Source organism: Lentzea sp. NPDC051838 (assembly GCF_040681245.1).
GTDB lineage: Bacteria > Actinomycetota > Actinomycetes > Mycobacteriales > Pseudonocardiaceae > Lentzea.
The window spans coordinates 13,220-35,205 of sequence record NZ_JBFAYI010000002.1 but is presented as its reverse complement, the minus strand read 5'-3'; the positions used below and the strand labels follow the sequence as shown (position 1 = coordinate 35,205).

The 21,986-nt window shown below is 68.0% G+C and carries 22 protein-coding genes; 12 read left to right on the top strand and 10 right to left on the bottom strand.

What is annotated here, in order from left to right:
• Nucleotides 1–88: 88 nt before the first annotated feature.
• Nucleotides 89–1,621: a tachylectin-related carbohydrate-binding protein gene (locus AB0M24_RS06080; protein ID WP_363761679.1), complete on the bottom strand. Its 1,533-nt coding sequence runs from the start codon at nucleotides 1,619–1,621 to the stop codon at nucleotides 89–91.
• 270 nt (nucleotides 1,622–1,891) lie between these two features.
• Between AB0M24_RS06080 and AB0M24_RS06075 the strand changes: the two genes are divergently transcribed.
• On the top strand, nucleotides 1,892–2,836 hold the full coding sequence (locus AB0M24_RS06075; RefSeq protein WP_363761677.1) for a zinc-binding dehydrogenase: 945 nt from the start codon (nucleotides 1,892–1,894) through the stop codon (nucleotides 2,834–2,836).
• A 53-nt stretch (nucleotides 2,837–2,889) separates the two neighbouring features.
• Here the strand turns inward: AB0M24_RS06075 and AB0M24_RS06070 are convergent, their stop codons facing one another.
• The 3 genes from AB0M24_RS06070 to AB0M24_RS06060 all read right to left on the bottom strand — a co-directional run bounded on the left by AB0M24_RS06070 (nucleotide 2,890) and on the right by AB0M24_RS06060 (nucleotide 5,356).
• Nucleotides 2,890–3,597 (bottom strand): zf-HC2 domain-containing protein, encoded by a 708-nt coding sequence (locus AB0M24_RS06070; protein ID WP_363761675.1) that lies wholly within the window; start codon nucleotides 3,595–3,597, stop codon nucleotides 2,890–2,892.
• Nucleotides 3,594–4,145 carry a sigma-70 family RNA polymerase sigma factor gene (locus AB0M24_RS06065; RefSeq protein ID WP_109637237.1) on the bottom strand — a complete coding sequence of 184 codons (552 nt, stop codon included), beginning with the start codon at nucleotides 4,143–4,145 and terminating at the stop codon, nucleotides 3,594–3,596. The genes AB0M24_RS06070 and AB0M24_RS06065 overlap by 4 nt, the downstream gene beginning before the upstream one ends.
• Nucleotides 4,146–4,435: 290 nt before the next feature.
• On the bottom strand, nucleotides 4,436–5,356 hold the full coding sequence (locus AB0M24_RS06060) for a DUF1996 domain-containing protein (protein WP_363761673.1): 921 nt from the start codon (nucleotides 5,354–5,356) through the stop codon (nucleotides 4,436–4,438).
• Between the two features lie 167 nt (nucleotides 5,357–5,523).
• Between AB0M24_RS06060 and AB0M24_RS06055 the strand changes: the two genes are divergently transcribed.
• Entirely contained in the window at nucleotides 5,524–5,949 is a 426-nt protein-coding gene (locus AB0M24_RS06055; protein WP_363761671.1) for a VOC family protein, read from the top strand.
• Nucleotides 5,950–5,959: 10 nt separating this feature from the next.
• Here the strand turns inward: AB0M24_RS06055 and AB0M24_RS06050 are convergent, their stop codons facing one another.
• Complete coding sequence (locus tag AB0M24_RS06050) at nucleotides 5,960–6,469, bottom strand: hypothetical protein (RefSeq protein WP_363761669.1); 510 nt, start codon at nucleotides 6,467–6,469, stop codon at nucleotides 5,960–5,962.
• 258 nt (nucleotides 6,470–6,727) lie between these two features.
• Between AB0M24_RS06050 and AB0M24_RS06045 the strand changes: the two genes are divergently transcribed.
• Genes AB0M24_RS06045 through araD form a run of 3 tightly spaced genes read left to right on the top strand, consistent with a single transcriptional unit; the run spans nucleotide 6,728 to nucleotide 9,970 of the window.
• A complete protein-coding gene (locus AB0M24_RS06045) occupies nucleotides 6,728–7,375 on the top strand; it encodes a GntR family transcriptional regulator (RefSeq protein ID WP_363761667.1) in 648 nt (215 codons plus the stop codon).
• Nucleotides 7,362–8,267, top strand: coding sequence for a dihydrodipicolinate synthase family protein (locus AB0M24_RS06040; RefSeq protein ID WP_363761665.1), 906 nt, complete (start codon nucleotides 7,362–7,364; stop codon nucleotides 8,265–8,267). The genes AB0M24_RS06045 and AB0M24_RS06040 overlap by 14 nt, the downstream gene beginning before the upstream one ends.
• Nucleotides 8,252–9,970, top strand: coding sequence for an L-arabinonate dehydratase (gene araD / locus AB0M24_RS06035; protein WP_363761663.1), 1,719 nt, complete (start codon nucleotides 8,252–8,254; stop codon nucleotides 9,968–9,970). Before AB0M24_RS06040 ends, araD begins: the two co-directional genes overlap by 16 nt.
• Here the strand turns inward: araD and AB0M24_RS06030 are convergent.
• Entirely contained in the window at nucleotides 9,932–10,810 is an 879-nt protein-coding gene (locus AB0M24_RS06030; RefSeq protein WP_363761661.1) for an alpha/beta fold hydrolase, read from the bottom strand. The two genes, araD and AB0M24_RS06030, sit on opposite strands and share 39 nt — an antisense overlap.
• 94 nt (nucleotides 10,811–10,904) lie before the next feature.
• Between AB0M24_RS06030 and AB0M24_RS06025 the strand changes: the two genes are divergently transcribed.
• Complete coding sequence (locus AB0M24_RS06025) at nucleotides 10,905–11,450, top strand: TetR/AcrR family transcriptional regulator (protein ID WP_363761660.1); 546 nt, start codon at nucleotides 10,905–10,907, stop codon at nucleotides 11,448–11,450.
• Here the strand turns inward: AB0M24_RS06025 and AB0M24_RS06020 are convergent.
• Together AB0M24_RS06020 and AB0M24_RS06015 are read right to left on the bottom strand one after the other, a co-directional pair.
• Nucleotides 11,418–12,140, bottom strand: coding sequence for a hypothetical protein (locus tag AB0M24_RS06020; RefSeq protein ID WP_363761658.1), 723 nt, complete (start codon nucleotides 12,138–12,140; stop codon nucleotides 11,418–11,420). The two genes, AB0M24_RS06025 and AB0M24_RS06020, sit on opposite strands and share 33 nt — an antisense overlap.
• A gap of 153 nt (nucleotides 12,141–12,293) precedes the next feature.
• Nucleotides 12,294–14,369: a PQQ-dependent sugar dehydrogenase gene (locus tag AB0M24_RS06015; RefSeq protein ID WP_363761656.1), complete on the bottom strand. Its 2,076-nt coding sequence runs from the start codon at nucleotides 14,367–14,369 to the stop codon at nucleotides 12,294–12,296.
• A gap of 207 nt (nucleotides 14,370–14,576) precedes the next feature.
• On the opposite strand from AB0M24_RS06015, the gene AB0M24_RS06010 reads away from it, so the two are divergent.
• The 6 genes from AB0M24_RS06010 (at nucleotide 14,577) to AB0M24_RS05985 (ending at nucleotide 20,380) form a co-directional block, all read left to right on the top strand.
• Nucleotides 14,577–15,770, top strand: coding sequence for an extracellular solute-binding protein (locus AB0M24_RS06010; protein ID WP_363761654.1), 1,194 nt, complete (start codon nucleotides 14,577–14,579; stop codon nucleotides 15,768–15,770).
• A 226-nt stretch (nucleotides 15,771–15,996) separates the two neighbouring features.
• On the top strand, nucleotides 15,997–17,055 hold the full coding sequence (locus AB0M24_RS06005) for an ABC transporter ATP-binding protein (RefSeq protein ID WP_363761652.1): 1,059 nt from the start codon (nucleotides 15,997–15,999) through the stop codon (nucleotides 17,053–17,055).
• Nucleotides 17,052–17,942 (top strand): sugar ABC transporter permease, encoded by an 891-nt coding sequence (locus AB0M24_RS06000; protein WP_363761650.1) that lies wholly within the window; start codon nucleotides 17,052–17,054, stop codon nucleotides 17,940–17,942. The genes AB0M24_RS06005 and AB0M24_RS06000 overlap by 4 nt, the downstream gene beginning before the upstream one ends.
• Nucleotides 17,939–18,757: an ABC transporter permease gene (locus AB0M24_RS05995; protein WP_363761648.1), complete on the top strand. Its 819-nt coding sequence runs from the start codon at nucleotides 17,939–17,941 to the stop codon at nucleotides 18,755–18,757. The genes AB0M24_RS06000 and AB0M24_RS05995 overlap by 4 nt, the downstream gene beginning before the upstream one ends.
• A 50-nt stretch (nucleotides 18,758–18,807) precedes the next feature.
• Nucleotides 18,808–19,791 carry a LacI family DNA-binding transcriptional regulator gene (locus AB0M24_RS05990; RefSeq protein ID WP_363761646.1) on the top strand — a complete coding sequence of 328 codons (984 nt, stop codon included), beginning with the start codon at nucleotides 18,808–18,810 and terminating at the stop codon, nucleotides 19,789–19,791.
• Between the two features lie 28 nt (nucleotides 19,792–19,819).
• A complete protein-coding gene (locus AB0M24_RS05985; protein WP_363761644.1) occupies nucleotides 19,820–20,380 on the top strand; it encodes a TetR/AcrR family transcriptional regulator in 561 nt (186 codons plus the stop codon).
• Here the strand turns inward: AB0M24_RS05985 and AB0M24_RS05980 are convergent.
• Nucleotides 20,364–21,065, bottom strand: a complete 702-nt coding sequence (locus tag AB0M24_RS05980) for a hypothetical protein (RefSeq protein ID WP_363761642.1) — start codon at nucleotides 21,063–21,065, stop codon at nucleotides 20,364–20,366. The two genes, AB0M24_RS05985 and AB0M24_RS05980, sit on opposite strands and share 17 nt — an antisense overlap.
• Nucleotides 21,065–21,910, bottom strand: coding sequence for an alpha/beta hydrolase (locus AB0M24_RS05975; protein ID WP_363761640.1), 846 nt, complete (start codon nucleotides 21,908–21,910; stop codon nucleotides 21,065–21,067). Before AB0M24_RS05975 ends, AB0M24_RS05980 begins: the two co-directional genes overlap by 1 nt.
• Nucleotides 21,911–21,986: the final 76 nt, after the last annotated feature.

Below are 21,986 nucleotides of genomic sequence, written 5' to 3'. Positions count from 1 at the left end.
TGGAACCTGATCTCATTGTCGAATACCCCCAGATTTGCGCGCCAGAAGGCCACCCCGCATCGCGGAATGGCCTTCTGGCGCAGTCAGATCACTTCACGAGCACGCAGGCGTTCGGCTGGGCCGCGACGTTGCGCTCGGTGTCCCAGCCGGTGCCGACGGACTTGCCGGTACCGTCCTGCGCGCCGGGCGCCCAGGTGTCGGTGTTGTCCTGGTGCGCGTACCAGCGCAGCACGGGCACGGTGCCCTCGCCCCACGGGCCCTGGCCCACGGCGCCTCGGCCGTAGAGGACGTCGCCGCCCGGCGAGAAGATCTCGCTGAACATCGACCAGCCGGCGCCGGCGGGCTTCTCCTTGTCCGCCCAGGACTTCCTGGCCACGTCGTACTCGAAGCGGAACAGCTCACCGCTCGGCTTGCGCGCGTACAGCACGCCGTCGCCCGCGGCCGTGATCGAGTCGAAGCGCTCCCAGCCGGACTCGACGACCTCGCCGCCGCCGTTCACCCACGTGCCGCGAACGGTGTCCCAGACGTAGTACTTGAGCTGGCCCTTGTCGTCGATCATGAAGATCCGGCCGACGCTGTCCACCGTGATGCGGTTCTTGTACTCCGGCGTGAAGTAGCGCTCCCAGCCGGAGCCGACCGCGTTGCCGCCGGACCAGAAACCGGTGTTCGGGTTGGTGGCGTTCGGGTTCCACACCCAGCGCTTGAGCACGCCGTCGTCGTGCGGGTCGTTCGCGTCGATCTTCTTGTGGAAGTCCCACACCACGTTGTCCGTGCCCGCGAGCATGCGGCCGAGCCAGCCGTTGCCGACCTGGCCGCCGCCGGACCAGCTCAGACCGCCGTCCTTGGCGTCGTGGTGCTGGTAGCGGAACAGGTCGCCGTTCTGCCGCACCGACCAGATCGCCGCGGGCTTGCAGTCGACCGGCGTCGGCGTGATCTGCTTGGTGATCCAGGCGGTCAGGTCGTCGACGCGCGTGCCGGTGCTGCCCTTCCGGGTCTCGTTGACGAGCAGGCAGCCGTTCTGCCACGACCTGCTGTTCACCGCGACGACCTGCGGCGTGCCGTTGACCTCGCGGAACACCGGGCCACCCGCGTCGCCCTTGCAGGTGTCCTTCTCGCCGGTGAGCGAGGCCTCGGTGGTGGTGAGGGCGCCGGCGGTGAACGTGCTGACGCGCGGCCGGTCCGGCACCCACTCCGTCGCGGTGCGGCCGAAACCGGCGGACTTCAGCGACTCGTTCTGGGCCAGCGTGGTGCCGCTCAACGCCAGCGGGGTGATGCCGTCGGTCTTGGTCGCGAGCTTCACCAGCGCCACGTCGCGGTCGGTGTGGCGGACGATCCGCCTGGCCGTGGTGGCGAATCCGGTGCCCGTCGCGAGGTTCACCTTGCCCACGACGACCTTCACGTCACCGGCGGTCTGCGGGAGGCAGGACGCGGCGGTGAGGACGTAGCCGGGAGCGACCAGCGCGCCCGAGCAGCCCTTGTCCCCCGCGGTGAGGCGGGCGAGGAACTCGTACGACCCGTCCGGGACGACGGTGCCGCCGGACAACGCCTGCGCGACCGGCACCCCGGCGAGCGCGACCGCGGCGACCGCGGCGGCGACGGTGACCTTCCTGCTCACGCTCACAGCCAGACCACCTCGGCCGGCTGCGCTTGGGCGCGCGAGAACGATCTCATTAAGTCCCCCAGGACTCGAAGTTGTCCATTGCCCCGGTGAGACGCGCATGCGCGTGCGCAAAACGACCCCCCAGAGGTACGTACTACCGCGAGCAACCTACCTTCGCGCTTCAGGTTCCGGGCAGCCGTGCAAGTGATCCGAGGCACAGTTGCCCGTGTGTCGTTGATCGCGCTACACCTGTTGACCTCCACCTAAGTCGAGCTCTTAGCGTCCTTGAGCATGTTCGCGATTCGGCAGTACGAGTACGGCCCGGCCTCGAACCTGCTCTTCGAGGAGGTGCCCGACCCCTCGCCCGCGCCCGGCCAGGTGCGCATCACGGTCGCCGCCTCCGGGGTGCACCTCGTCGACACCACGATCCGCAAGGGCGGGTTCGGTCCCGTCGACTTCCCCATGACGCCGGGACGGGAGGTGGCCGGGGTGGTGACGGCGCTCGGCGAGGGGGTCGAGGCCGAGTGGCTGGGGCGGCGCGTCACGGCTCATCTCGGCATGTCCAACGGGGGTTACGCGGAGCTGGCCGTGGCCAAAACCGAGTCGTTGCACGCGCTGCCGGACGACGTGTCGTTCGAGGCCGCGGTGGCGATGATCGGCACCGGGCGCACGGTCGTGGGCGTGCTGCACGCGGCGAAGCTCACTCCGGACGACGTCGTGCTGGTGACGTCGGCGGCCGGGGGCATGGGGGCGTTGCTCGTGCAGGAGGCGCGCAACGTCGGAGCGCGGGTCGTGGGCCTGGCGAGCGGCTCGAAGCTGGACTTCGTGATGGACAACGGCGCCGACGCCGCGATCGACTACACCCGGCCGGACTGGGCGGACGGGATCAAGGACATGACCGTGGTGCTCGACGGCGTCGGGGGCGCGGTCGGCTCGGCGGCGCTGAAGACGCTCGGCGTCGGCGGGCGGCACATCATCTACGGCTGGGCGTCCGGCGAGATGACTCAGATCAGCACGGAAGCGTTGTGGGCCAACAGCCTCACGGCGACGGTCGCGCTCGGTCCCGGCTTGATGCGGCGTGGGCTGCGGGTCTTGGAGGACGAGTCGATGGCGGGGCTGGCGAGCGGACGGTTCGTGCCGCTGATCAACCCGGCGTTCGCGTTGAAGGACGCCGCCGCGGCGCACGAGGCACTGGAATCCCGTGCGACGGTGGGGAAAGTCGTGCTCAAGCCGTGAACGAAGGGGCCGCCCCCGTCGAAACGGAGGCGGCCCCTTCTCCAACCCCTCGGTCAGGCTTGGACCGGTACCTCGACGAACTTCTTACCGGCGAAGTTCTCGACCACCACCGACTTCACGTCGTTGGGGGCCACGAGCGCGGAGCCGTCCAGGTTCGTGCCCTCGGCGGCGCCCTTCTTGGACACCACCCAGGAACCCGCCTCCTGACGGCTGCCGTCCTTCGCCACGACGAAGATCCGGCACTTCTCGCCCTCGGGGATACCGTTGATCGACATGTTCGTGCGCACCCAGCCCGCGGCGGGGACGACCTTCACGGTCATCGACGCCTTGGTGGCCGGGTCGGTGAACGACGCGAGCTTGGTGCCCGACGGGTCCGGAGCCGTCGTCGTCGGGGCAGGACCTGCCTGGACGTCCGGCGAGGTCGCCTTGCCGACGAAGACACCGGCACCGAGCACCACGGCGGCCACGACGGCTGCCGCGGCTCCCAACGCGAACTGGCGACGCCGCGCGACGCCGCCTCGTTCCGCACGCACCTCCCGGAGCGTGCGCTGCAACAACAGGTCGCCACCTTCCGGCGGCCCGTCGAGCATGGCCTCCGGCGGCACCTCGCCGAGGTAGGCCTCCATGGCGCGGAGGTCCTCGAGCTCACGCGTGCAGTCAGGGCAGGACGCCAAGTGCTCGTCCATGTCGCGCACCTCCTGCTCGTCCATCGCTCCGAGAACGTAGGCACCGAGCAGCTGCGGGTCGTGCTGCGTGGTCATCCGGCCACCCCCTTCAGTGCGACCTGTTGACCGACGAACGTCTCCCTCAGGGCTCGCAACGCGTAATACGATCTTGATTTAACCGTGCCCGGTGGCACCCCGAGCGCCTCCGCCGCCTCCGTCACACTGCGGCCGCGGAAGTAGATCTCCATCAGCACATCGCGGTGATCCGACGACAACCTGTCGAGCGCCTCCAGCACCACCACCGAGTCGACGACCTGGTCGGCGTGGTCGCGCTCGATCGGTGGCGTCGCCGGAGACTCGGCCACCTCCTGAGGACGCGCCGCCTTGGCCCGGACCCTGTCGGTGACGATGTTGCGCGCCACGGTCAGCAACCAGCCGCGAACCGACCCCTTGCCGTTGACGAGGGCGTCGGGATGGCGCCACGCTCGGACGAGGGTCTCCTGGACCACGTCCTCGGCAGCCGCCCGATCACCGGTCAACCGCGTCGCGTACGCCAGCAGAGCCCGACCGTGCTCCTCGTAGAGCGATCGGATCAGCGCCTCGTCGGCCGCGGTCTCCCGTTTGCGGGAGAACAAAGCCGCCATCCACCCACTCCTCCCCGCCCGCGAACACCTCTTGCGGGCGTCCTGTTCAAGACCTCAGCCGACACACGAGCAGAGACGGGCTTCGGTTCAAAGAGGTTTGACTAAAAGATTGTCGCGAATGCTAGCGGCGCCGCGACCGCTGGCCTTCGCCGCGGCTTCGGCGCTCAGCAGGGCGCCTCGCGGCACGGGCCTCACACCCACAGCCAACCAGGATGAGGGCGTGCGGCCGGCACCACGATGCATCCGTCTGACCACCAAATACGGGGCAAAGGCCAGCGGCGCCGACCGCGCTACCGGGCGCTGTTGAGGTGCCCGACCAGCTCCTTCATCAGCGCGTCGGGCATCACGTTGATGAACATCGCGTGGTCGGTCGCCGGGTCGCGCAGCTCCTCGGGAAAGCTGTCGATCGCGAACGGCCTGCCCTCGGGAACGTCGTACCCCACCGTGACGCGCAGCCGCGGGATCGGGAACGTCCTGGGCGGGCACGCGCCTCCTGCCAGCGGGAACACCACGTGCGTGCGGTGCGAGGCGCTGTCGGTGTTGTTGCCGTCCCAGCAGCTCGCGAAGTCGTAGCCGCGCAGGGTGGTCGCGCTCCCGCACAGCGGGTACTTCGTCGTGTACCGGCCGGGCTTGTCCGAGCAGCCCCACTGGGCCCGAACTTTCGGGCCGTAGTTGTTGGTGAACGCCGACGGGTCGCCGGTGATCATGCGCAGAAACCGCGGCATCGGCAGCACAGTGCTCACCGGGCTGGCCTCGTACCGGATTTCCACGCTCTTCGGTTTGAGCACCTCACCGACGTTGCCGTGCACCCCGCCACCCTCGGCGTGCGCGTCGGGGCCCGCGCCGTCGGTCAGGCGCAGCACCGGCCAGTAGTACGTCGACTGGTCGTCCTTCTCGCACGTGGTCGCGGCGGCCGCGAGAGAGACGTTCGTCGACTGGGCGTCGGCCGACTTGTTGCCCACGTACTCGTGTGTGTGGTGTGCACCGAACGGGATGCCGGGCGACACGACGGGGTTGTCGGCGTTGAGGTGCCGGTCCTCGTTCGTGCCGCAGCGGATCACGACGTTGGGCACGGAAGGCTCGGTCAACGCCTGGTCCAGCTCGGTCACGTACTGGTCGGTGTCGGACCGGGCGTACGCGACGGCGGAGGCCACGACCACGATGACCGCGACCGCCGCGACTGCGAGGGTCATCGGTTTGCTGCGGGCCACGGCTACAGCTTGCCAAGCGCGCCATCGAGAGGACAGGCCGGTGTCTCACTTCGGAGGGTCACGGCGTCCTCTACGCCGATCATCGCCGCGAGGTTCAGGACATGTCCGGATGTTGACATCGAGCCGGCGAGAGGGGCTAATTCGTTAGCCGAGCGAAAGGACGTCAGATGACCCGGACCATCCCTCGCTTCCACCTCGCGGTGCCGGTCACGGACCTGGCCCAGGCCCGCGTGTTCTACGGCGGCGTGCTCGGCTGCCCGGAAGGCAGGTCGGGCGAGAGGTGGATCGACTGGAACCTCTACGGCCACCAGTTCGTGACGCACCTGGTGGAAGGCCCGCGCCCCTCGGTGACCCACAACCCGGTGGATGGCCACGACGTGCCGGTGCCGCACTTCGGCGTGCTGCTGTCGGTCGAGGCGTTCCTGCTGCTCGCGGACAAGCTGCAGGCCTCGGGGACGGAGTTCGTGATCGCGCCCTACCGCCGGTTCGCCGGGGAGCCCGGCGAGCAGTGGACGATGTTCTTCCGCGACCCGTCGGGGAACGCCATCGAGGTGAAGGCGTTCGCCGACGACTCACAGGTCTTCGCAACGTGAGGGTCCTGCTCTAGTTGGCGGTCACCAGCGGCTGGTGATCGTGGTTCACGACGCTGACCCCGGCCACGTCCCCAGCCCGCACCATCGCGGACCCGGCCAGCGTCACCTCGCCGTCGTGCGCTCTCCAGGAGCCGGCGGTGAAGGTGCGTCCGTCTTTCGTGTGCACGACGAGCCAGCAGGCTTCCCCGTCCTGCATGCCGTCGACCGTGGCGACCAGCCTGAGGCCGCCCTCGGTGTCGGTGACCTTGACGGCGAGGTGCGCGCCGTCCGCCGAGGTCCCCTGCAGAACCCCGGCAACGTCGTCCGTGCCGCCGATGCCCGAGCCCTGCCCTAACCAAACGCCCCCAGCAAGCACGCCGGCGACCAGAAAGGTCGAGGTCAGGGCCGTGATGCGCCCTCGGCGTCGCACGGCCTGGTGTCTCTCGTCGCGGACCGTCCCCAGCGTGCGCTGCAAGAGGTGGTCCGCGTCGCGCGGAGGGCCGTCCAGTGCGGCCTCCGGTGGCAGTTCTTCCATCAGCATGTGTCGATCTCGTTCAACTCGTCGGTGCCCAGGACGTTCGGTGCCATGCGCTGGCGGACGCGGCAATGGACACGGTTCACGCGGAACGACTCACTCATTTTCTCCTTCTCCGGTCCGCGTTGTTGCGGTGTTGCAGCTTGGGACCGACACCTTCAAAACGAGCCCGCGAGGAAGTTGGTTCAACGCAGATACAGGGCAGTTGCGCAGCCCACAGAAGACGGTTGACCTGGGCCTCTCAAGGCCCCTAGGCTCTCATATATGATGTATGACCGGGTGGAAGCGCCTCCCGCGTCTCGAACGGACTTCGTTCTGGAATCGATCAAAGAAGCGATTCTCAACGGAAAACTGAAGCCCGGACAGGCGCTCGTGGAAACAGATCTCGCGGCCACGCTCAACGTCTCCAAGACGCCCGTGCGCGAGGCGCTCAAGACGCTCGCCGGGTCGGGGCTCGTCGTGATGAGCCCGTACAAGGGAGCCGCGGTCCGCACCGTCGACGCCGCGATGGCCAATGCCGTCTACGACGTGCGGATGGTGATGGAACCCGAGGCGCTGCGCCGCGCGATCCTGCTCGGGGCCTCGTTCGACGACGCCGCGCTGGCGTTGGAGGACCCGTCCGACCTGGCCCAACGCTCTCTGGCCAACCGCCGCTTCCACCGCGCCCTGTACGCCGGGTGCGGGAACCCGTTGATGATCCAGATTCTCGACGGCCTGCGCGACCAGGCCGCGTTGATCACCGTCGCCGGCTGGGGCATCTGCCCGACCTGGGACGACGAGGCCGCCGAGCACCGCGCGATCCTCGCCGCCGCGGTCACCGGCAAGGGCGATCTCGCTTTCGAGCTACTCCGCCGCCACATCCAGACCTTCGCCGACCGAGTAGTTGAGGAGCTTCCCGATGGCGTTCGATGACCTCTCCGAGCGGCTCGCGTCCGTCGTGGCGATCACCGTCACGCCGTTCGACGCCGACGGCGCGATCGACGAGAAGAACTACGCCTCGATCGTGGACCGGATGGTGGAGGGCGGCGTCTCGGTCGTCACGCCGAACGGCAACACGAGCGAGTTCTACACGTTGTCCTCTGCCGAGACCGAGCGCGCGCTGCGGATCACCGTGGACACCGTCGGGCATCGGGCCGCGATCGTCGCCGGGGTCGGACATGACCTCGGTTCCGCTGTCACTGCCGCTCAGTTCGCTGATCGGGCCGGGGCGAACGGGATCATGATCCACCAGCCGGTGCACCCGTACGTGTCGTTGGACGGGTGGGTCGACTACCACCGCGCCATCGCGTCCTCGGTGCCTGAGCTGAGCGTGATCCTCTACGTCCGCAACCCGCGGATCGGCGGGGCGCAGATCGCTGCTTTGTCCGACGCGTGCCCGAACGTCGTCGGCGTGAAGTACGCGGTGCCGGATCCGGTGCGGTTCGCGACCGTGGCTCGCGATGCCGGGCTGGACCGGCTGACGTGGGTCGCGGGGCTCGCCGAGCTGTCGGCACCCGGCTACTTCGCGGTCGGAGCCACCGGGTTCACCTCGGGGCTCGCGAACGTGGCGCCCGAGCTGTCCGTGCAGATGTTCAAGGCTTTGAAAGCCGGCGAGTTCGGTGCAGCGATGGAGTTCTGGGAGTTCATCCGGAAGTTCGAGGAGCTGCGGGCGTTGAACGAGTCCGCGAACAACGTGTCCGTGGTGAAGGAAGCGTTGGCACAGCTCGGTTTGTGCCGCCGAGATGTGCGGCCGCCTGCTTCGTTGTTGAGCGAGGCTGATCGTTCTGCGGTTGGTGTGCTGCTGAACTCGTGGAGCTTGCTGTGAAGCTGCGCAGCGCTGAGTGGTTCGAGGGCGAAGGGCTGCGGGCGTTCTCGCACAACGCACGCATGCGCCAGCTCGGCATGAACCCCGAGGAACACCTCGGCAAGCCCGTCATCGCCATCCTGAACACGTGGAGCGGCATCAACCCGTGCCACATGCACCTGCGCGAGCGGGCGCAACAGGTCGAGCGCGGGGTGTGGGAGGCCGGTGGCTATCCGCTGGAGTTCCCGGTGTCCACGCTGTCGGAGACGTACCAGAAGCCGACTCCCATGCTGTACCGGAACATGCTGTCGATGGAGACCGAGGAGATCCTCCGCTCCTACCCGGTCGACGGTGCCGTGCTGATGGGCGGCTGCGACAAGACCACTCCGGCGTTGCTGATGGGCGCGGCTTCCGCCGGTCTGCCCGCGGTGTTCGTGCCCGCCGGGCCGATGCTGCGCGGCAACTGGCGTGGCGAGAAACTGGCGTCCGGCACGGACATGTGGCGGTTCTGGGACGAGAAGCGCGCGGGGACGATCTCGTCGTCGGACTGGGCGGAGATCCAGTCCGGACTCGCCCGCTCCCCCGGCACGTGCATGACGATGGGCACGGCCTCGACGATGACCGCGGCCGCCGAGGCGCTCGGGCTCACCCTGCCCGGCGCGTCGTCGATTCCGGCCGTCGACTCGGCGCACTACCGGATGGCCGCGGCGTCCGGCATGCGCGTCGTCGAGATGGTCCGGGAAGGCCTGACCATCAACGACATCGTGTCTCCGGAGGCGTACGAGGACGCGATTCGGACCGTGCTGGCGTTGGGCGGCTCCACCAACTCCTACATCCACCTGATCGCGATGGCCGGACGGTCGCAGATCTCCTTGTCGCTGGACGACTTCGACCGGTTGTCGCGAGAAGTTCCCGTGCTGGCTTCGGTTCAGCCCGCCGGTTCCTTCCTGATGGAGGACTTCTACTACGCGGGCGGGCTGCGCGGGTTGCTGTCGCGGTTGCGCGATTCGTTGCACCTCAAGCGAATCACGGTCACCGGCCGGACGTTCGGCGAGGACCTGGAAGGCGCGGAGGTCTACGACTCCGCGGTGATCCGGTCGGTGGACGACCCGATCTCGGCTGAGGGCGGACTGGCTGTGCTGCGGGGCAATCTGGCTCCCGACGGCGCGGTGATCAAGTACGTGGCGGCTGATCCTTCGTTGTGGAAGCACACCGGGCCCGCCGTGGTTTTCCACGGCTACAAGGATTTGCAGGCACGGATCAATGATCCTTCATTGGAGGTGACGAAGGACTCCGTGATCGTGCTGGCCGGTGGCGGCCCCAAGGGCGGGCCCGGCATGCCTGAGTACGGGATGCTGCCGATCCCGGACAAGTTGCTGCGAGAAGGCGTTCGGGACATGGTGCGCGTGTCAGACGCGCGGATGTCCGGAACTTCTTATGGCGCTTGCGTTCTGCACGTGGCACCGGAAGCGCACGTCGGTGGGCCGCTGGCGCTGGTGCAGGATGGCGACCTCGTCACGCTGGACGTCTCAGAACGCGTGTTGCGGCTCGAGATCTCCGATGAGGAGATGGCACGGCGTCGAGCCTTGTGGACCGCGCCGCCGCCGAAGTTCGAACGCGGGTACGGCGCTCTGTACTACGAGCACATCACGCAGGCCAACGAGGGCTGCGACTTCGAGTTCCTGTCACGACCGGGAGTCAACCCGGAACCCAACGCCCACTAGCGCTTCCTGCTGCCAGTCGTTCGTCTTGTTCAGCCGGCTGCGCAGGTAGGCCGTGGTGAGCCGCTGCACGAGCGCGACCCGTTCCGGGCTCTCGTCCGTGGTCTCGGCGACGTCGTAACCGGAGACGCCGCCGAGGCCGTGCTCGCCGCCTTCGAGAACCAGCAGGTCCTTCGGGCCGGGCGACAGGTGGAACGGGTCCTCGTGCCACTGCGGGCCGTTCGTCGTGAGGTGCTCGGACCCGTCCTGGTCACCCGCGACTACGAGCGCCGGAGTGGTCATGTCGCCGAAGTCCGCGGCCAGCATGAACGCGTAGTTCTCTTTGACCACGTCGGTGAGCCCTTCTCCGCGGCCGGTCGAGCCGAGCAGCACGCCCGCCTTGATCCGCTCGTCCTTGAGGCTCTGACCTTCTGTTTTCATGCCCATGAGCAGGCTCGCGGTGTGGCCGCCCATCGAGTGGCCCGCGACCGCGATCTTCGTGCGGTCGAGCCGGTTCCGCAGCTGCGGCACGGCCTTCTCGATCTCGTCGAGCCGGTCGATGATGTTGCTCATGTCCTCGGCGCGCTCCTTCCAGAACATCGGCGCGCCGGGAATGTCTCCGAGGTCCAGCGTGCGGGAGCTGAGGTGCGTCGGCTGGATGACGACGAACCCCTCCTCAGCCCAGTGGTTGGCCAGCGGTGCGTACCCGTTCAGCGAGGACAGGTGGTTCGAGTAGCCCTGCCCGTGCGACAGCAGGATGATCGGCAGATCGTTGCCCTCGATCGGCGCGCTCACCTTCAACTGCAGGTCAACGGGCCTGCCAGGAATCTCGAGCACGACAGGACTCACCGTGAAGACGGTCATCGGTTCCCCTTCGAGTAGTCTGTCGCCGTAAGTGGAGCGACGTTCCGGAACGATACGGAGCGCTGTTCCGCTTTGTCAACCGACGGGAGCTCCCATGCCACCACGCAAGCGGGCCGACGCCGTGCGCAACGAGCAGACGCTGCTCGCGGCCGCGGCCGAGGTGTTCGTCAGGTCGGGCGTCGACGCGCCGATCCGCGAGATCGCGGCCGAGGCGGGCGTCGGCATGGGCACGATCTACCGCCACTTCCCCACCCGCGCCGACCTCGTCGTGGCCGTCTACCGCCACCAGGTCGAGGCGTGCGCCTCCGCGGGCCCATCACTGCTGTCCACTTCGGACACGCCGTTCGACGCGCTGCGGGCGTGGGTCGACCTGTTCGTGGACTTCCTGGTCACCAAACACGGACTCGCCGGCGCGTTGCAGTCGGACAGCAGCGGGTTCGCGTCGCTGCACGCGTACTTCCTCGACCGGCTCGGACCGGTGTGCGCTGAACTGCTCGAAGCGGCCGGGATCAAGGACATCCAGCCGTACGAGCTGATGCGCGGAATCGGCAACCTGTGCATCGGGCGAGACGACGACCCGCGCTACGACCCGCGGCGCCTGATCTCGCTACTCCTCGACGGGCTCCAGGTCCGGCTTTGACTTGCGCTTCTTGCGCAGCCAGCGGAAGAACGTCCACAGCGCGCCCACGACCACCGGCACGCTCAAGCCGGTCAAAGCGCCGTAGTCCTTCACGAACTTGCCGAAGCTGTAAGAGAAGTTGACCTCGACCTCCACCTCGTGCGCATAGGTCCGGTAGTAGACAGGCGCGCCACCGGTCTCCTTGGCCACGTACAGCACGAAGTCGAGCTTGAGCTTCCCGCTCTTGGCCGGGCGGACGTCCCAGGCCCACTCGGCGAACCCGCCCTCCTGCAGTTCGCGCTTGCCGTCGTCACCACTGCCGACACGGGTGATCTGGAATTCGGGTCCGCTCAGGTCGGCGGCGAGATCGGTGCCGACCTTGGCGGGGTCGACGGTGATGCTGCCGGTGCCGGGCAGTCCCGACGTCAGCTCTGGCGGGGCGTCGGATCCGGCCACGCGGACGGTCACCCGCTGAACCTCGTTGACCTGCATGGGAGAAGGCGCGCGGTACACGACCTGACCGTCCTGCAGGACGAACCTCGACGTGCTGGTCGTGGTCGCGGCAGGCGGCTGCGTCGGCGTGACGGGGATTGTCGTGGAATCAGCTGTGTTGTTGCCGCCTCTGGGGCTCAGCAGGAACGTGAGCGCGGCGATCACCACCAGCACCGCTACCAGCAGACCGGTCAGTGCCAGCACGCCACGCATGGTCATCGGCAGGGCTCACCTCCCACTCCCTCCTCGATCATCCCCAGAGATCCGCGACAGGGGAAGGCCCCCGGACGCCACGTCCGAGGGCCTTCCGTTTTCCGGTACCGGCGCGGCCCGGCCTAGCGCCGCCGCATGTCGGACCGCACCGGGCCGCTTCTAGTTCAGCGCCACCTTCAGCAGCTTGGTGGAGCTGTTGCCCGCGGTGGAGTCCTTGTCACCGTTGGAGGTGGTGACCCACAGCGAGCCGTCCGGGGCGGGTTCGGGCGTCCGCAGACGGCCGTAGGTGCCCTGGAAGTGGGACGTGGTCGTACCGATCGACGAACCGCTGATCTGCATGCGGTACAGGCGTTCGCCGCGCAGAGCCGCGAGGAACAGCACGTCGTTGACGATCGCGAGACCGGACGGGGACGCCGAGCCGACCGAGAAGGTCTTCTTCGGTGCCACGTAACCGGAACACGAACCACTGGTGCCCTCGCAGTTGGGCCAGCCGTAGTTGCCGCCCTTCTGCAGCAGGTTGACCTCGTCCATGTTCGAGTTGCCGAGCTCGGCCTGCCACATGCGGCCCTGCGAGTCCGTGGCGAGGCCCTGGACGTTGCGGTGGCCGTAGGTCCAGACGTAGCGCGCGTTGCCGCCCTCGCTGAAGAACGGGTTGTCCGACGGCGCGGAGCCGTCCGGGTTCAGGCGCAGGACCTTGCCGCCCAGGTTCTGCTTGTTCTGGGCGTTGGCTCCGTTCTGGCCGTCGCCGGTGCCCGCGTAGAGCTTGCCGTCGGCGCCGAAGCGCAGGCGGCCGCCGTTGTGGAACTTGTTGCGCGGGATGCCGGTGAGCAGCGTGGTCCAGCCGGTCAGCGAGTTGCCCTCGATCTTCGCCCGCACGATCCGGTTGTCGCCGGAAGCCGTGTGGTAGACGTAGATCAGGCCGTCCGAGGCGAACGTGGGCGAAAGCTCGATGCCGAGCAGACCGCCCTCACCGTTGGTGCCGCTCACGCCGGGAACCTTGCCCAGCGTGGTCTTCTGGCCGGACGGGGTGATGCGGACGATGTCCTGCGCGTCGCGGCGCGAGTAGATGCCGTCGCCGTTGGGCAGGAACGCGAGGCCCCACGGCACGTCGTTGTCGGTCGCGATCTGTGTGACGGCACCGACCTGGTCGCCGCCGGACTTGGTGCGCGCGGTGATCTCGTTCGACGCGGGCGAGGCGTTGCCCACCGCGTCGAAGGCCTTGACGGTGAACTTGTACTCGGTGTTCGCCTTCAGGCCGCCGATGGTCGCCGTCGTCGTGGTCGAGTCACCGACCTTGACGCCACCGCTGTAGATCTCGTAGCGGACCACGCCGACGTTGTCGGTCGCGGGGTCCCAGATCAGCGTGACGCTGTTCGCGGTCTGCCCGGACGAGCGCAGGTTCGTCGGCGCGGTCGGCGGGATCGGGTCGTCCTCGGCCGGCGGCGTCTTGAACTCGACGGTGTTGGACGCCTGTGAGATGTTGCCCTGCGCGTCCTTCGCGTTGACGTAGAAGCCGTACGTCGTGTTCGGCTTCAGGCCCGTCATCGTGGTGGACGTCGGCGTCGCGGGGACGGACTTCACGAACTGGCCGAGGTTGTAGATCTCGTAGGAGGTGACGGCGATGTTGTCCGTCGACGGGTCCCACGTCAGCTTCGCGGAGTCCGGCTTGACGTCGGACGCCTTGAGGTTCGCGGGTGGCGTGGGCGGTTCACCGTCGATCGGGCCGCTGTTGCCGAAGACCTGGAACTCCTGCAGCGAGTAGCCGTAGGACGTGCCGGTGCGGCAACGCGTCGTGCCGTACATGCGGACATAACGGCCCCGCCCGGTGACCGTCAGATCCTCGGTGCCGCCCTTGCCGTCGGCGGTCGTGTAGATCGACGTCCAGCTCGAGTCGTTCTCAGAGGTCTCGACCCGGTACGCCTTGGCGCACGAGAGGTCCCACTGCAGCCGAACCCGGCTGATGTTCGCGGACGCGCCGAGGTCGACGCGGATCCAGGCCGGATCGGTGTTCGACTTGCTGGCCCAGCGCGTGCCCGAGTTGCCGTCGACGGCGTTCTTCGGCGCGTAGTTCGCACCGCCGGACGCCGACTCGGTCGCGGGCTTGCCTTGGGACAGCAGGACGTCCGCCGCAGCCGCTTGGGGCGCGGCGGAAACGAGCGAGGTCACCGCCACTGCGAGCGCAGTGGCCAGGATGCCGGTTCTTGCGACCAGCAACCGCCGTGAACGGGGTGCCACAGGAGCCTCCCACTTTCGTCGGGGGATGGGTTGTGCGGCGGCATTGCGTTCGACCGGGCGGCGGGCCAGTCATCGGAGGAGTGCTGTGCTGCCCTCTGGGCGAATCTGTTGACTCGCTGTGGAGATCAGGTGTAGGCATTCGACCGTTACAGAAAAACCGTAAACGTTTTCGAGCGCCAGGTCCAGAGTCAGTTAGGGAGCCACGAGATGCGCTGGACAAGGAAGTTACAGCTCGTCATCCCCGCCCTGTTGGTGGTCACGGCCTGTGGTGCGCCGGAGGCCCCGCAGGCGGCGAACGCACCCAGCACGGTCCCGGACAAGCCGTCGAAACCGGTCGAGCTGAACGTGCTCGACGTGGCCGGCAACCTGCAGCTCACCCAGGGCATGATCGACGAGTTCGTGAAGTCCAACCCCGACTTCGTCAGCAAGGTCAACTACACCAAGGCGACCGCGCCCGACATGCCCGGCAAGCTCAAGGCCGAGCAGAACTCCGGCACCTCCCAGACCCACCTCGTGCTGACCGGTACCGACGGATTGTCGTCGGTGATCGAGCAGAAGCTGGTCTACGAACTGCTCCCCGGATATTCGGCGAAGCTGCCGGACCTGGAGAAGACCTACCTCCCGCCGGCGTGGGAGATGCAGAAGCTCGCCCAGGGCCAGGGCGTCGCCGTCACCTACTACCCCGCCGGCCCGCTGCTGGAGTACGACCCGGCGAAGGTGCCCACCCCTCCGACCTCTCCTGCCGAACTGCTGGCGTGGGCCAAGGAGCACCCCGGCAAGTTCCAGTACGCGCGGCCCGCGAACTCCGGTCCCGGCCGGACGTTCCTGATGGGACTGCCGTACCTGCTCGGTGACACCGACCCCAAGGACCCGGAGAAGGGCTGGGAGAAGACCTGGGCCTTCCTGAAGGACCTGGGCCAGTACGTCGACAACTACCCCGGCGGCACCACGGACGTCATGAAGAACCTGGCGAACGGCACGTCGTGGATGGTCGCCTCGACCACCGGCTGGGACATCAACCCGCGCGTGCTCGGCTCCGTGCCCGAGGGCATGAAGATCTCGACGTTCAAGGGCTTCCACTGGGTCACCGACGCGCACTACGCCGTCGTGCCGAAGGGCGTGTCGCAGGACGTGCTGTCGGCGAACCTGGCGCTCATCAAGTTCATGCTGGACGCCAAGCAGCAGGCCAAGGCTTTCGACAAGGGCTACTTCTACCCCGGCCCGGCCGTCAAGGACGTGACCTTGAAGATGGCGCCGCAGGAGTCGCAGGACGCGATCGCGAAGTTCGGGCGCGCCGAGTACGACAAGCTGATCGCCGACAACCCCAAGGAGACGTCGCTGCCGGCCGCGCAGCAGGTGAAGGCGTTCCAGCGGTGGGACCGAGAGATCGGCAAGAAGTGACCTCTCAGGTTTCCGGGCACGTGGTGGAGCGGGTGACTGCGCCGAGCGGTGGCGGCTCGGTTGCGGTGCGCGCGCTCCACGCGGATGAGGGTGGGGGTGCGGCGGTGCGTGCGCTTGGCAGTGATGGCGTGGGTGCGGCCGCAGCATTCGCCGCCGCCCCCTCTCCCCCGATACGCCGGCGAAACACCCCGCACCCCAAGATGGCGACCCGAGCGAGGGGACCGCGATGACCGGACAACGGTTTGCCGAGCTGCACCTGGACCACGTGCAGCGGGCGTTCGGGGACACCGTTGCCCTCAAGGGCATGGACCTGACGATCAAGGGCGGCGAGTTCGTCGCCCTGCTCGGGCCGTCGGGGTGCGGGAAGTCGACCGCGCTGAACTGCCTGGCGGGTCTCCTGCCTCTCACGGGCGGCAGGATCACGTTGGACGGCAAGCGGATCGACGACCTGCCGCCCGAGAAGCGCGGGTTCGGGATGGTGTTCCAGAACTACGCGCTGTTCCCGCACATGTCGGTGCGGCGCAACATCGGGTTCGGCCTGTCCATGCGCAAGACGCCGAAACAGGAGCTCGCGAAGAGGGTGGACGAGGCCGTCAGGCTCGTCCAGCTCGAGGAGCACCAGCACAAGTTCCCGGCCCAGCTGTCCGGCGGCCAGCAGCAGCGCGTCGCGATCGCGCGGGCGATCGTGCTTGAGCCGCCGCTGGTTCTGATGGACGAGCCACTGTCCAACCTGGACGCGGCGCTCAGGCTCGAGATGCGCACGGAGATCCGGCGGCTGCACCAGTCGCTGGGTCTCACGACGGTCTACGTGACGCACGACCAGGAAGAAGCGCTGGCTCTCGCGGACCGGCTCGTCGTGCTGCGGCTCGGCGAGGTGCAGCAGGTCGGGTCGCCGGAGGAGGTCTACGCGCATCCCGTCAACCGGTACGTGGCGGGATTCATGGGCTACCGCAACATGATCCCGGTGACCGTCGACGCCCAGACCGGCGAGCACGCGACGGCCCACACCGAGGCCGGCGTCAAACTCGTTGGCGTCAAACGGGAAGAGCTCAAAGACCAAGCCGTCGCGGCCATCAGGCCCGAGGACTTCACGGTCGTGACCGAGACCGGCGACAACACGATCGAGGCCGTGGTCGAGATCGTCGAGTACCACGGTCGCGAGCAGGCGGTGGAGGCACGGCTGCGCGACGGCACGCAGCTGCACGTCCGCACGAACTCCAGGCTGGCGCCCGGCGACACCGTCACGTTGAGGGTGCCCACCGAACGCGTGCTGGTGTTCGCATGACGGCCACGATCCAAAGAGCCTCGCTCAAGCACCGGCTGGCCGAGAAGGGCGTGGACCGGGTCCTCTGGCTCCTCCTCCCGGGCGCCGTGTTCGTGATCCTGCTGTTCGTGTACCCGTTCCTGTACGGGCTGCAGCTGAGCTTCCAACCGAAACAGGGTGGCAGCCCGTTCCAGAACTACATCACGTTCTTCCAGGACGACTACCTGGCGGAAACGGTCTGGATCACGCTGCGGCTCGGGCTCCCGGCGGCGCTGTTCAACGTGCTGGCGTCCATCCCGATCGCGTTCCGGATGCGCGGCCGGTTCCGGGGCAAGAGAGCGCTCACCACACTGCTGGTCATCCCGATCACCCTCGGCACCGTGCTGACGGCCGAAGGACTCCTCGCGTTCTTCGGCCCGACGGGGTGGTTCAACCGCGTCCTCCAGCTACTCGGAGCGGACGAACCGGCCAAGCTCACCCACAACTACTGGGGTGTGCTGTTCAGCCTGATCATCACCGGCTTCCCGTTCGCGTTCCTGCTGACCCTCAGCTACCTGTCCGGCATCGACCCGACGCTGGAACAGGCGGCGGCGACACTCGGCGCAAGCAAAAGACAACGCTTCCGCACGATCACCATGCCGTTGCTCGCACCAGGCCTGGCGGTCACGTTCTGCCTCAGCTTCGTGCTGGCGTTCAGCGTGTTCCCGAGTGCGGTCATGGTCGGCAACCCGGCCGGCGAGACGCACGTGATGTCGATCGCCGCGTACGAGACGGCGTTGCGGGACAACGACTTCGCGATGGGTTCGGCGATCGCGATGCTGATGGCGCTGGTGATGCTGATCGTGATCGGCGTGGTGCTGATCTGGCGCACGACGCTCTACCGCGGCGCGACAGGAGGCAAGGGATGAAAGCACGTCCGATCATCTGGCTGACCTGGGGCGCACTGGCGTTTTTCATGATCAACCTCGTCGGCATCGTCGGCGCGGTCGTCACGAACTCGTTCGCCGAGACCTGGTTCGGCACGTGGCTGCCGGACGGCTACACCGGCAAGTGGTACGGCGAGGCCTGGCGCGACTACCGGTTGCTGGACGTCCTCACGGTCACCTTCCAGGTCGCCATCGCGGTCGTCGTCATCTCCGTCCTCATCGGAGTTCCTACGGCCTATGCCCTGGCGCGCCGCAACTTCCCCGGCAAGAAGCTGCTCAACGTGTTGTTCCTGCTGCCGATCCTGATGCCACCCATGACCTACGGCATCCCGCTCGCCACCGTGCTCTACAAGTTCCAGCTGGCGGGCAGCATGTTCGGCGTGATCGCGGCGAACCTCGTGCCGGCCGTGCCGTTCGTGGTGCTGACGATGACGCCGTTCATCGAGCAGATCGACACGAAGATCGAGTCGGCGGCGCGGATGTGCGGGGCCAACACGTTCGCGATCTTCACCCGCGTGCTCGCGCCTCTGCTCGTACCGGGCATCCTTGCGGCTTCGATCCTGGTGCTGGTGCGGACGGTGGGCATGTTCGAACTGACGTTCCTCACGGCGGGGCCGACCAGTCAGACCCTGGTGGTGTCGCTGTACGAGGCGATGTCGTCGGCGGGCATCCGGCCACAGCAGATGGTCGACTCGATGGCCGTGATCTACACCGGATCTATGCTGCTGCTCCTCGTGATCGCACTCCGATTCGTCAACCCGACGCAGCTCGTCACCAGACTCAAAGAACCGGCTTAGCGCCTGACCCGTCATGATTGTTTCAACCGGCAGTTGAGGGTGAGGTACAAGTGGCAGTCACCATCCGCGACGTGGCACGCAGGGCGCACGTATCGGTCGCCACCGTTTCGCGTGCGCTGACATCCCCCGAACTGGTGCGCCCGGAGACCAGATCACGGGTGCTGGCCGCCGCCTCCGACCTCGGCTACCAGCCCAACCGGGCGGCGCGAGGGCTGATCACGGGCAAGACCGGCAACATCGGCATCGTCGTGCCGGACCTCGACAACCCGTTCTTCACGGGTGTGCTCAAGGCCGTGCAGGCGCGGGCCATGCAGGCGGACTACGCGGTGTTCGTGGCGGACAGCGACGAGGACCCGGTCGCCGAGGCCAAGCTCGTGCACGCGATGGCCAAGCAGGTCGACGGCGTCGTGCTCTGTGCGCCCGGTCTGGAGGACTCGCAGGTCTACGAGGTGGCGGGCGCGACGTCGCTGGTGCTGCTGAACCGGCGCCTGCCCGGCGTGCCCGCGGCGTTGATGGACTCGGCGGGCGGCATGCACGCCATCATCGACCACCTCGTCGCGCTGGGGCACCGGCGGATCGCCTACCTCAACGGTCCGCGCACGTCGTGGTCGAACCAGGAACGGCGCCGGGGCCTGATGTCGGCGGTCGCGCAGCACGGCGTCGACCTGGTGGATCTCGGACCGTTCGCGCCGCGCTACGAGGGTGGTCTGCAGGCGGCTGACCTGGCGGTGGCGGCCGACACGACCGCGATCGTCGCCTACAACGACATCATGGCGCTGGGCGTGCTCGCGCGGCTGCGGGACCGCGGCATCTCGGTGCCGGGCGACGTGTCGGTGACCGGGTTCGACGACCTGACGTACGCGGCGCTCTGCTCGCCCGCGCTCACGACGGTGGCGATGCCGGTGGCGCAGGCGGGCCGGACGGCGGTGAACCTGCTGCTCGACTGGCTCGACTCGGACAACACCGAGGTGCCCCAGATCGTGGCGGAGACCCAGCTCATCGTGCGCGGAACCACAACTCCACCGAAGCGCTGAACGGGATACCGATCGGTACCATGAAGGGATGACGCAGGAGCCGCTGGCCGAGACCCGGCGCCGGATCATGGAGACCGCCGGGCGGCTGTTCTACCGCAACGGCATCCAGGCGACGGGCGTCGGCGAGATCGTCGAGACCGCGCGCGTGTCGAAGCGGTCGCTGTACCAGCTCTTCGCGAGCAAGGACGACCTCGTGGCCGCCTACCTGCGCGGACTGGACGACGACGGCAGCGTGCTCAACGAGCGCGGGCTGGACGACCTGGAGGTCCCCGCCCGCGACCGGCTGCTGAAGCTCTTCGACCGGCCCCCGATCTCGGCCGGTTTCCGCGGCTGCCCGTGGCACAACGCGGCCGTGGAACTGCCCGACCCGGAGCATCCGGGCCGGGCAGAGGTGCTGACGCACAAGCGGTGGACGCGCGAGCACGTCACCAACGCCGCGAAGGAGATCGGCGCGCGCGACCCGGAACGGCTGGCCCGGCACCTGATCACGCTGTACGAGGGGGTGATGTCGCTGGCCACCTCGCTGGACGACTCGGCGCCGTTCGACGACGCCCGCGAGCTCGCGCTGGACCTCATCGAGCACGCTTGACCTCGACGTCGCGCAGTTCGACGGTGATGCCCTCGAAGCCGAGGTCCGGAGTGTTGTCCTGGTTGCGCGGGTGGACGTGCCGCCTGGCCGGGAACACCAGCCCGTCGAACGTCCGGTGGTCCTCGACGAGGTGAGCGACGTCCGCTCCGCCGTTGACGTCGACCACGTAGTCGAGCCGCCGCAGCAGGCCGTCGTGTCCGAAGTAGAACGTCTGGTCGCGGTGGTGCGCGTGAACCGTGTCCGGGTAGGACACCGCGAGCCGGCGCATCCCTTGCCAGTCCGGCAGTTCCCGCGTGGTGAAGCCGGGGTAGGTGAACTGGAACGGCGTGGTGAGGTAGTTCCACATCGCGTAGGCCAGGAAGTAGCCGAACCGCAGCGGGTCGTCCCATCGCGACTTCAGGTCGAGCCCGTCGAAGTGCGCGCGAGGGTCGGCGCGGGCCTGCAGCACTTCACCGTCGCGCAGCAACGACACTTCTCCGTTGTCCAGCACCAGGGTCGCGTCCGCGAACGGGGAGAACTCGATGCGCTGCGTGCGCGGGTCGAGCCGCGCCGTGAGGTCGAGCTGGTCGCCGGGCCAGCCCTTCGCCCGCCAGAACGGCCCGCCCGCCGTGAAGGTCGCGGTGAGCTCGGTGACCGTCTGCCAGTTGGCGAGGCCGCCGTGGGCCTCGAGGATGTCGTTGAGCATCACGCGTCCAGGAAGAGTTCGGTGTGGCGGACGAAGAGCTCCGGGTACTGGAACTGCGCGCCGTGGCCGGAGTCGGGGTAGATGATCAGCTGCGCGTCGGGGATGTGCTGCTGCAGCAGGTACGAGTTGAAGGTCGGCAGCATGACGTCGTGCGAACCGTTCACGACCAGGGTCGGCTGCGTGATCCTGGCGAGGTCGGCGAACGGCGGCGAGGTCGGCACCGACCACTTCTGCGCGGCGGTCAGCTGGGCGAGCATCGCCTCCTTGGACGTCGGCGTGTCGAGGTCGGCGGTCCGCTGGTGCCGGCGCTCCCAGAACGCGCGTCCCGCCGCCTGGCTCGCCTCTGAGGGCTCGAAGAAGAGGAACAGGAAGTCCTCCACCGTCGGCACCTCGTTGCCCGTCGCCACCGGGATGACGTCCGGGTGCGCGCCCTCGTCCGTGCCGCCGCGGGGCTTCGTGCCGACGAGCACGAGCTTGCGGACGCGCTCGGGGTGGCGCAGCGCCAGCTCCTGGGCGGCGAACCCACCGAGCGAGAAGCCCAGCGCGTCCGCCACCGGCACGTCGAGCGCGTCGAGCAGTCCTGCCGCCTGGTCCGCGACTTCCTCGAACGACTCGGCCGCGTTTCCGGTGGACGAACCGATGCCCGGCGGGTTGAACAGGATCACCGGACGGTGTGCGGCGAGCCCGTCGACGACGGCCGGGTCCCAGTAGTCGAGGTTGCCCCGGAAGTGCTGGAAGAACAGCACGGGAACGCCTTCCGCCGCGCCGAAACGCCGGTAGGCCAGGCGATTCGGCCCTACCTCGGCGAACCGCGTCGGTGCGGTGTTGTGGGTGTGCGTGGTCATGACGACGAAGCTAGCAGTGTGGAAAACCGATCGGTATCCAAGAAAAGCATGAGGAAAGACACGGAATACACAGCAG

Bases quoted from the DNA above. Each gene is read 5' to 3' on its own strand.
- AB0M24_RS06010 (WP_363761654.1), top strand. From the start codon at position 14,577: ATGCGCTGGACAAGGAAGTTACAGCTCGTCATCCCCGCCCTGTTGGTG.
- AB0M24_RS06050 (WP_363761669.1), bottom strand. From the start codon at position 6,469: ATGCTGATGGAAGAACTGCCACCGGAGGCCGCACTGGACGGCCCTCCG.
- AB0M24_RS06075 (WP_363761677.1), top strand. From the start codon at position 1,892: ATGTTCGCGATTCGGCAGTACGAGTACGGCCCGGCCTCGAACCTGCTC.
- AB0M24_RS05980 (WP_363761642.1), bottom strand. From the start codon at position 21,065: ATGCTCAACGACATCCTCGAGGCCCACGGCGGCCTCGCCAACTGGCAG.
- AB0M24_RS06055 (WP_363761671.1), top strand. From the start codon at position 5,524: ATGACCCGGACCATCCCTCGCTTCCACCTCGCGGTGCCGGTCACGGAC.
- AB0M24_RS06005 (WP_363761652.1), top strand. From the start codon at position 15,997: ATGACCGGACAACGGTTTGCCGAGCTGCACCTGGACCACGTGCAGCGG.
- AB0M24_RS05995 (WP_363761648.1), top strand. From the start codon at position 17,939: ATGAAAGCACGTCCGATCATCTGGCTGACCTGGGGCGCACTGGCGTTT.
- AB0M24_RS06065 (WP_109637237.1), bottom strand. From the start codon at position 4,145: ATGGCGGCTTTGTTCTCCCGCAAACGGGAGACCGCGGCCGACGAGGCG.
- AB0M24_RS05985 (WP_363761644.1), top strand. From the start codon at position 19,820: ATGACGCAGGAGCCGCTGGCCGAGACCCGGCGCCGGATCATGGAGACC.
- AB0M24_RS06000 (WP_363761650.1), top strand. From the start codon at position 17,052: ATGACGGCCACGATCCAAAGAGCCTCGCTCAAGCACCGGCTGGCCGAG.
- AB0M24_RS06070 (WP_363761675.1), bottom strand. From the start codon at position 3,597: ATGACCACGCAGCACGACCCGCAGCTGCTCGGTGCCTACGTTCTCGGA.
- AB0M24_RS05975 (WP_363761640.1), bottom strand. From the start codon at position 21,910: ATGACCACGCACACCCACAACACCGCACCGACGCGGTTCGCCGAGGTA.
- AB0M24_RS06045 (WP_363761667.1), top strand. From the start codon at position 6,728: ATGATGTATGACCGGGTGGAAGCGCCTCCCGCGTCTCGAACGGACTTC.
- AB0M24_RS06025 (WP_363761660.1), top strand. From the start codon at position 10,905: ATGCCACCACGCAAGCGGGCCGACGCCGTGCGCAACGAGCAGACGCTG.
- AB0M24_RS06030 (WP_363761661.1), bottom strand. From the start codon at position 10,810: ATGACCGTCTTCACGGTGAGTCCTGTCGTGCTCGAGATTCCTGGCAGG.
- AB0M24_RS06020 (WP_363761658.1), bottom strand. From the start codon at position 12,140: ATGACCATGCGTGGCGTGCTGGCACTGACCGGTCTGCTGGTAGCGGTG.
- AB0M24_RS06040 (WP_363761665.1), top strand. From the start codon at position 7,362: ATGGCGTTCGATGACCTCTCCGAGCGGCTCGCGTCCGTCGTGGCGATC.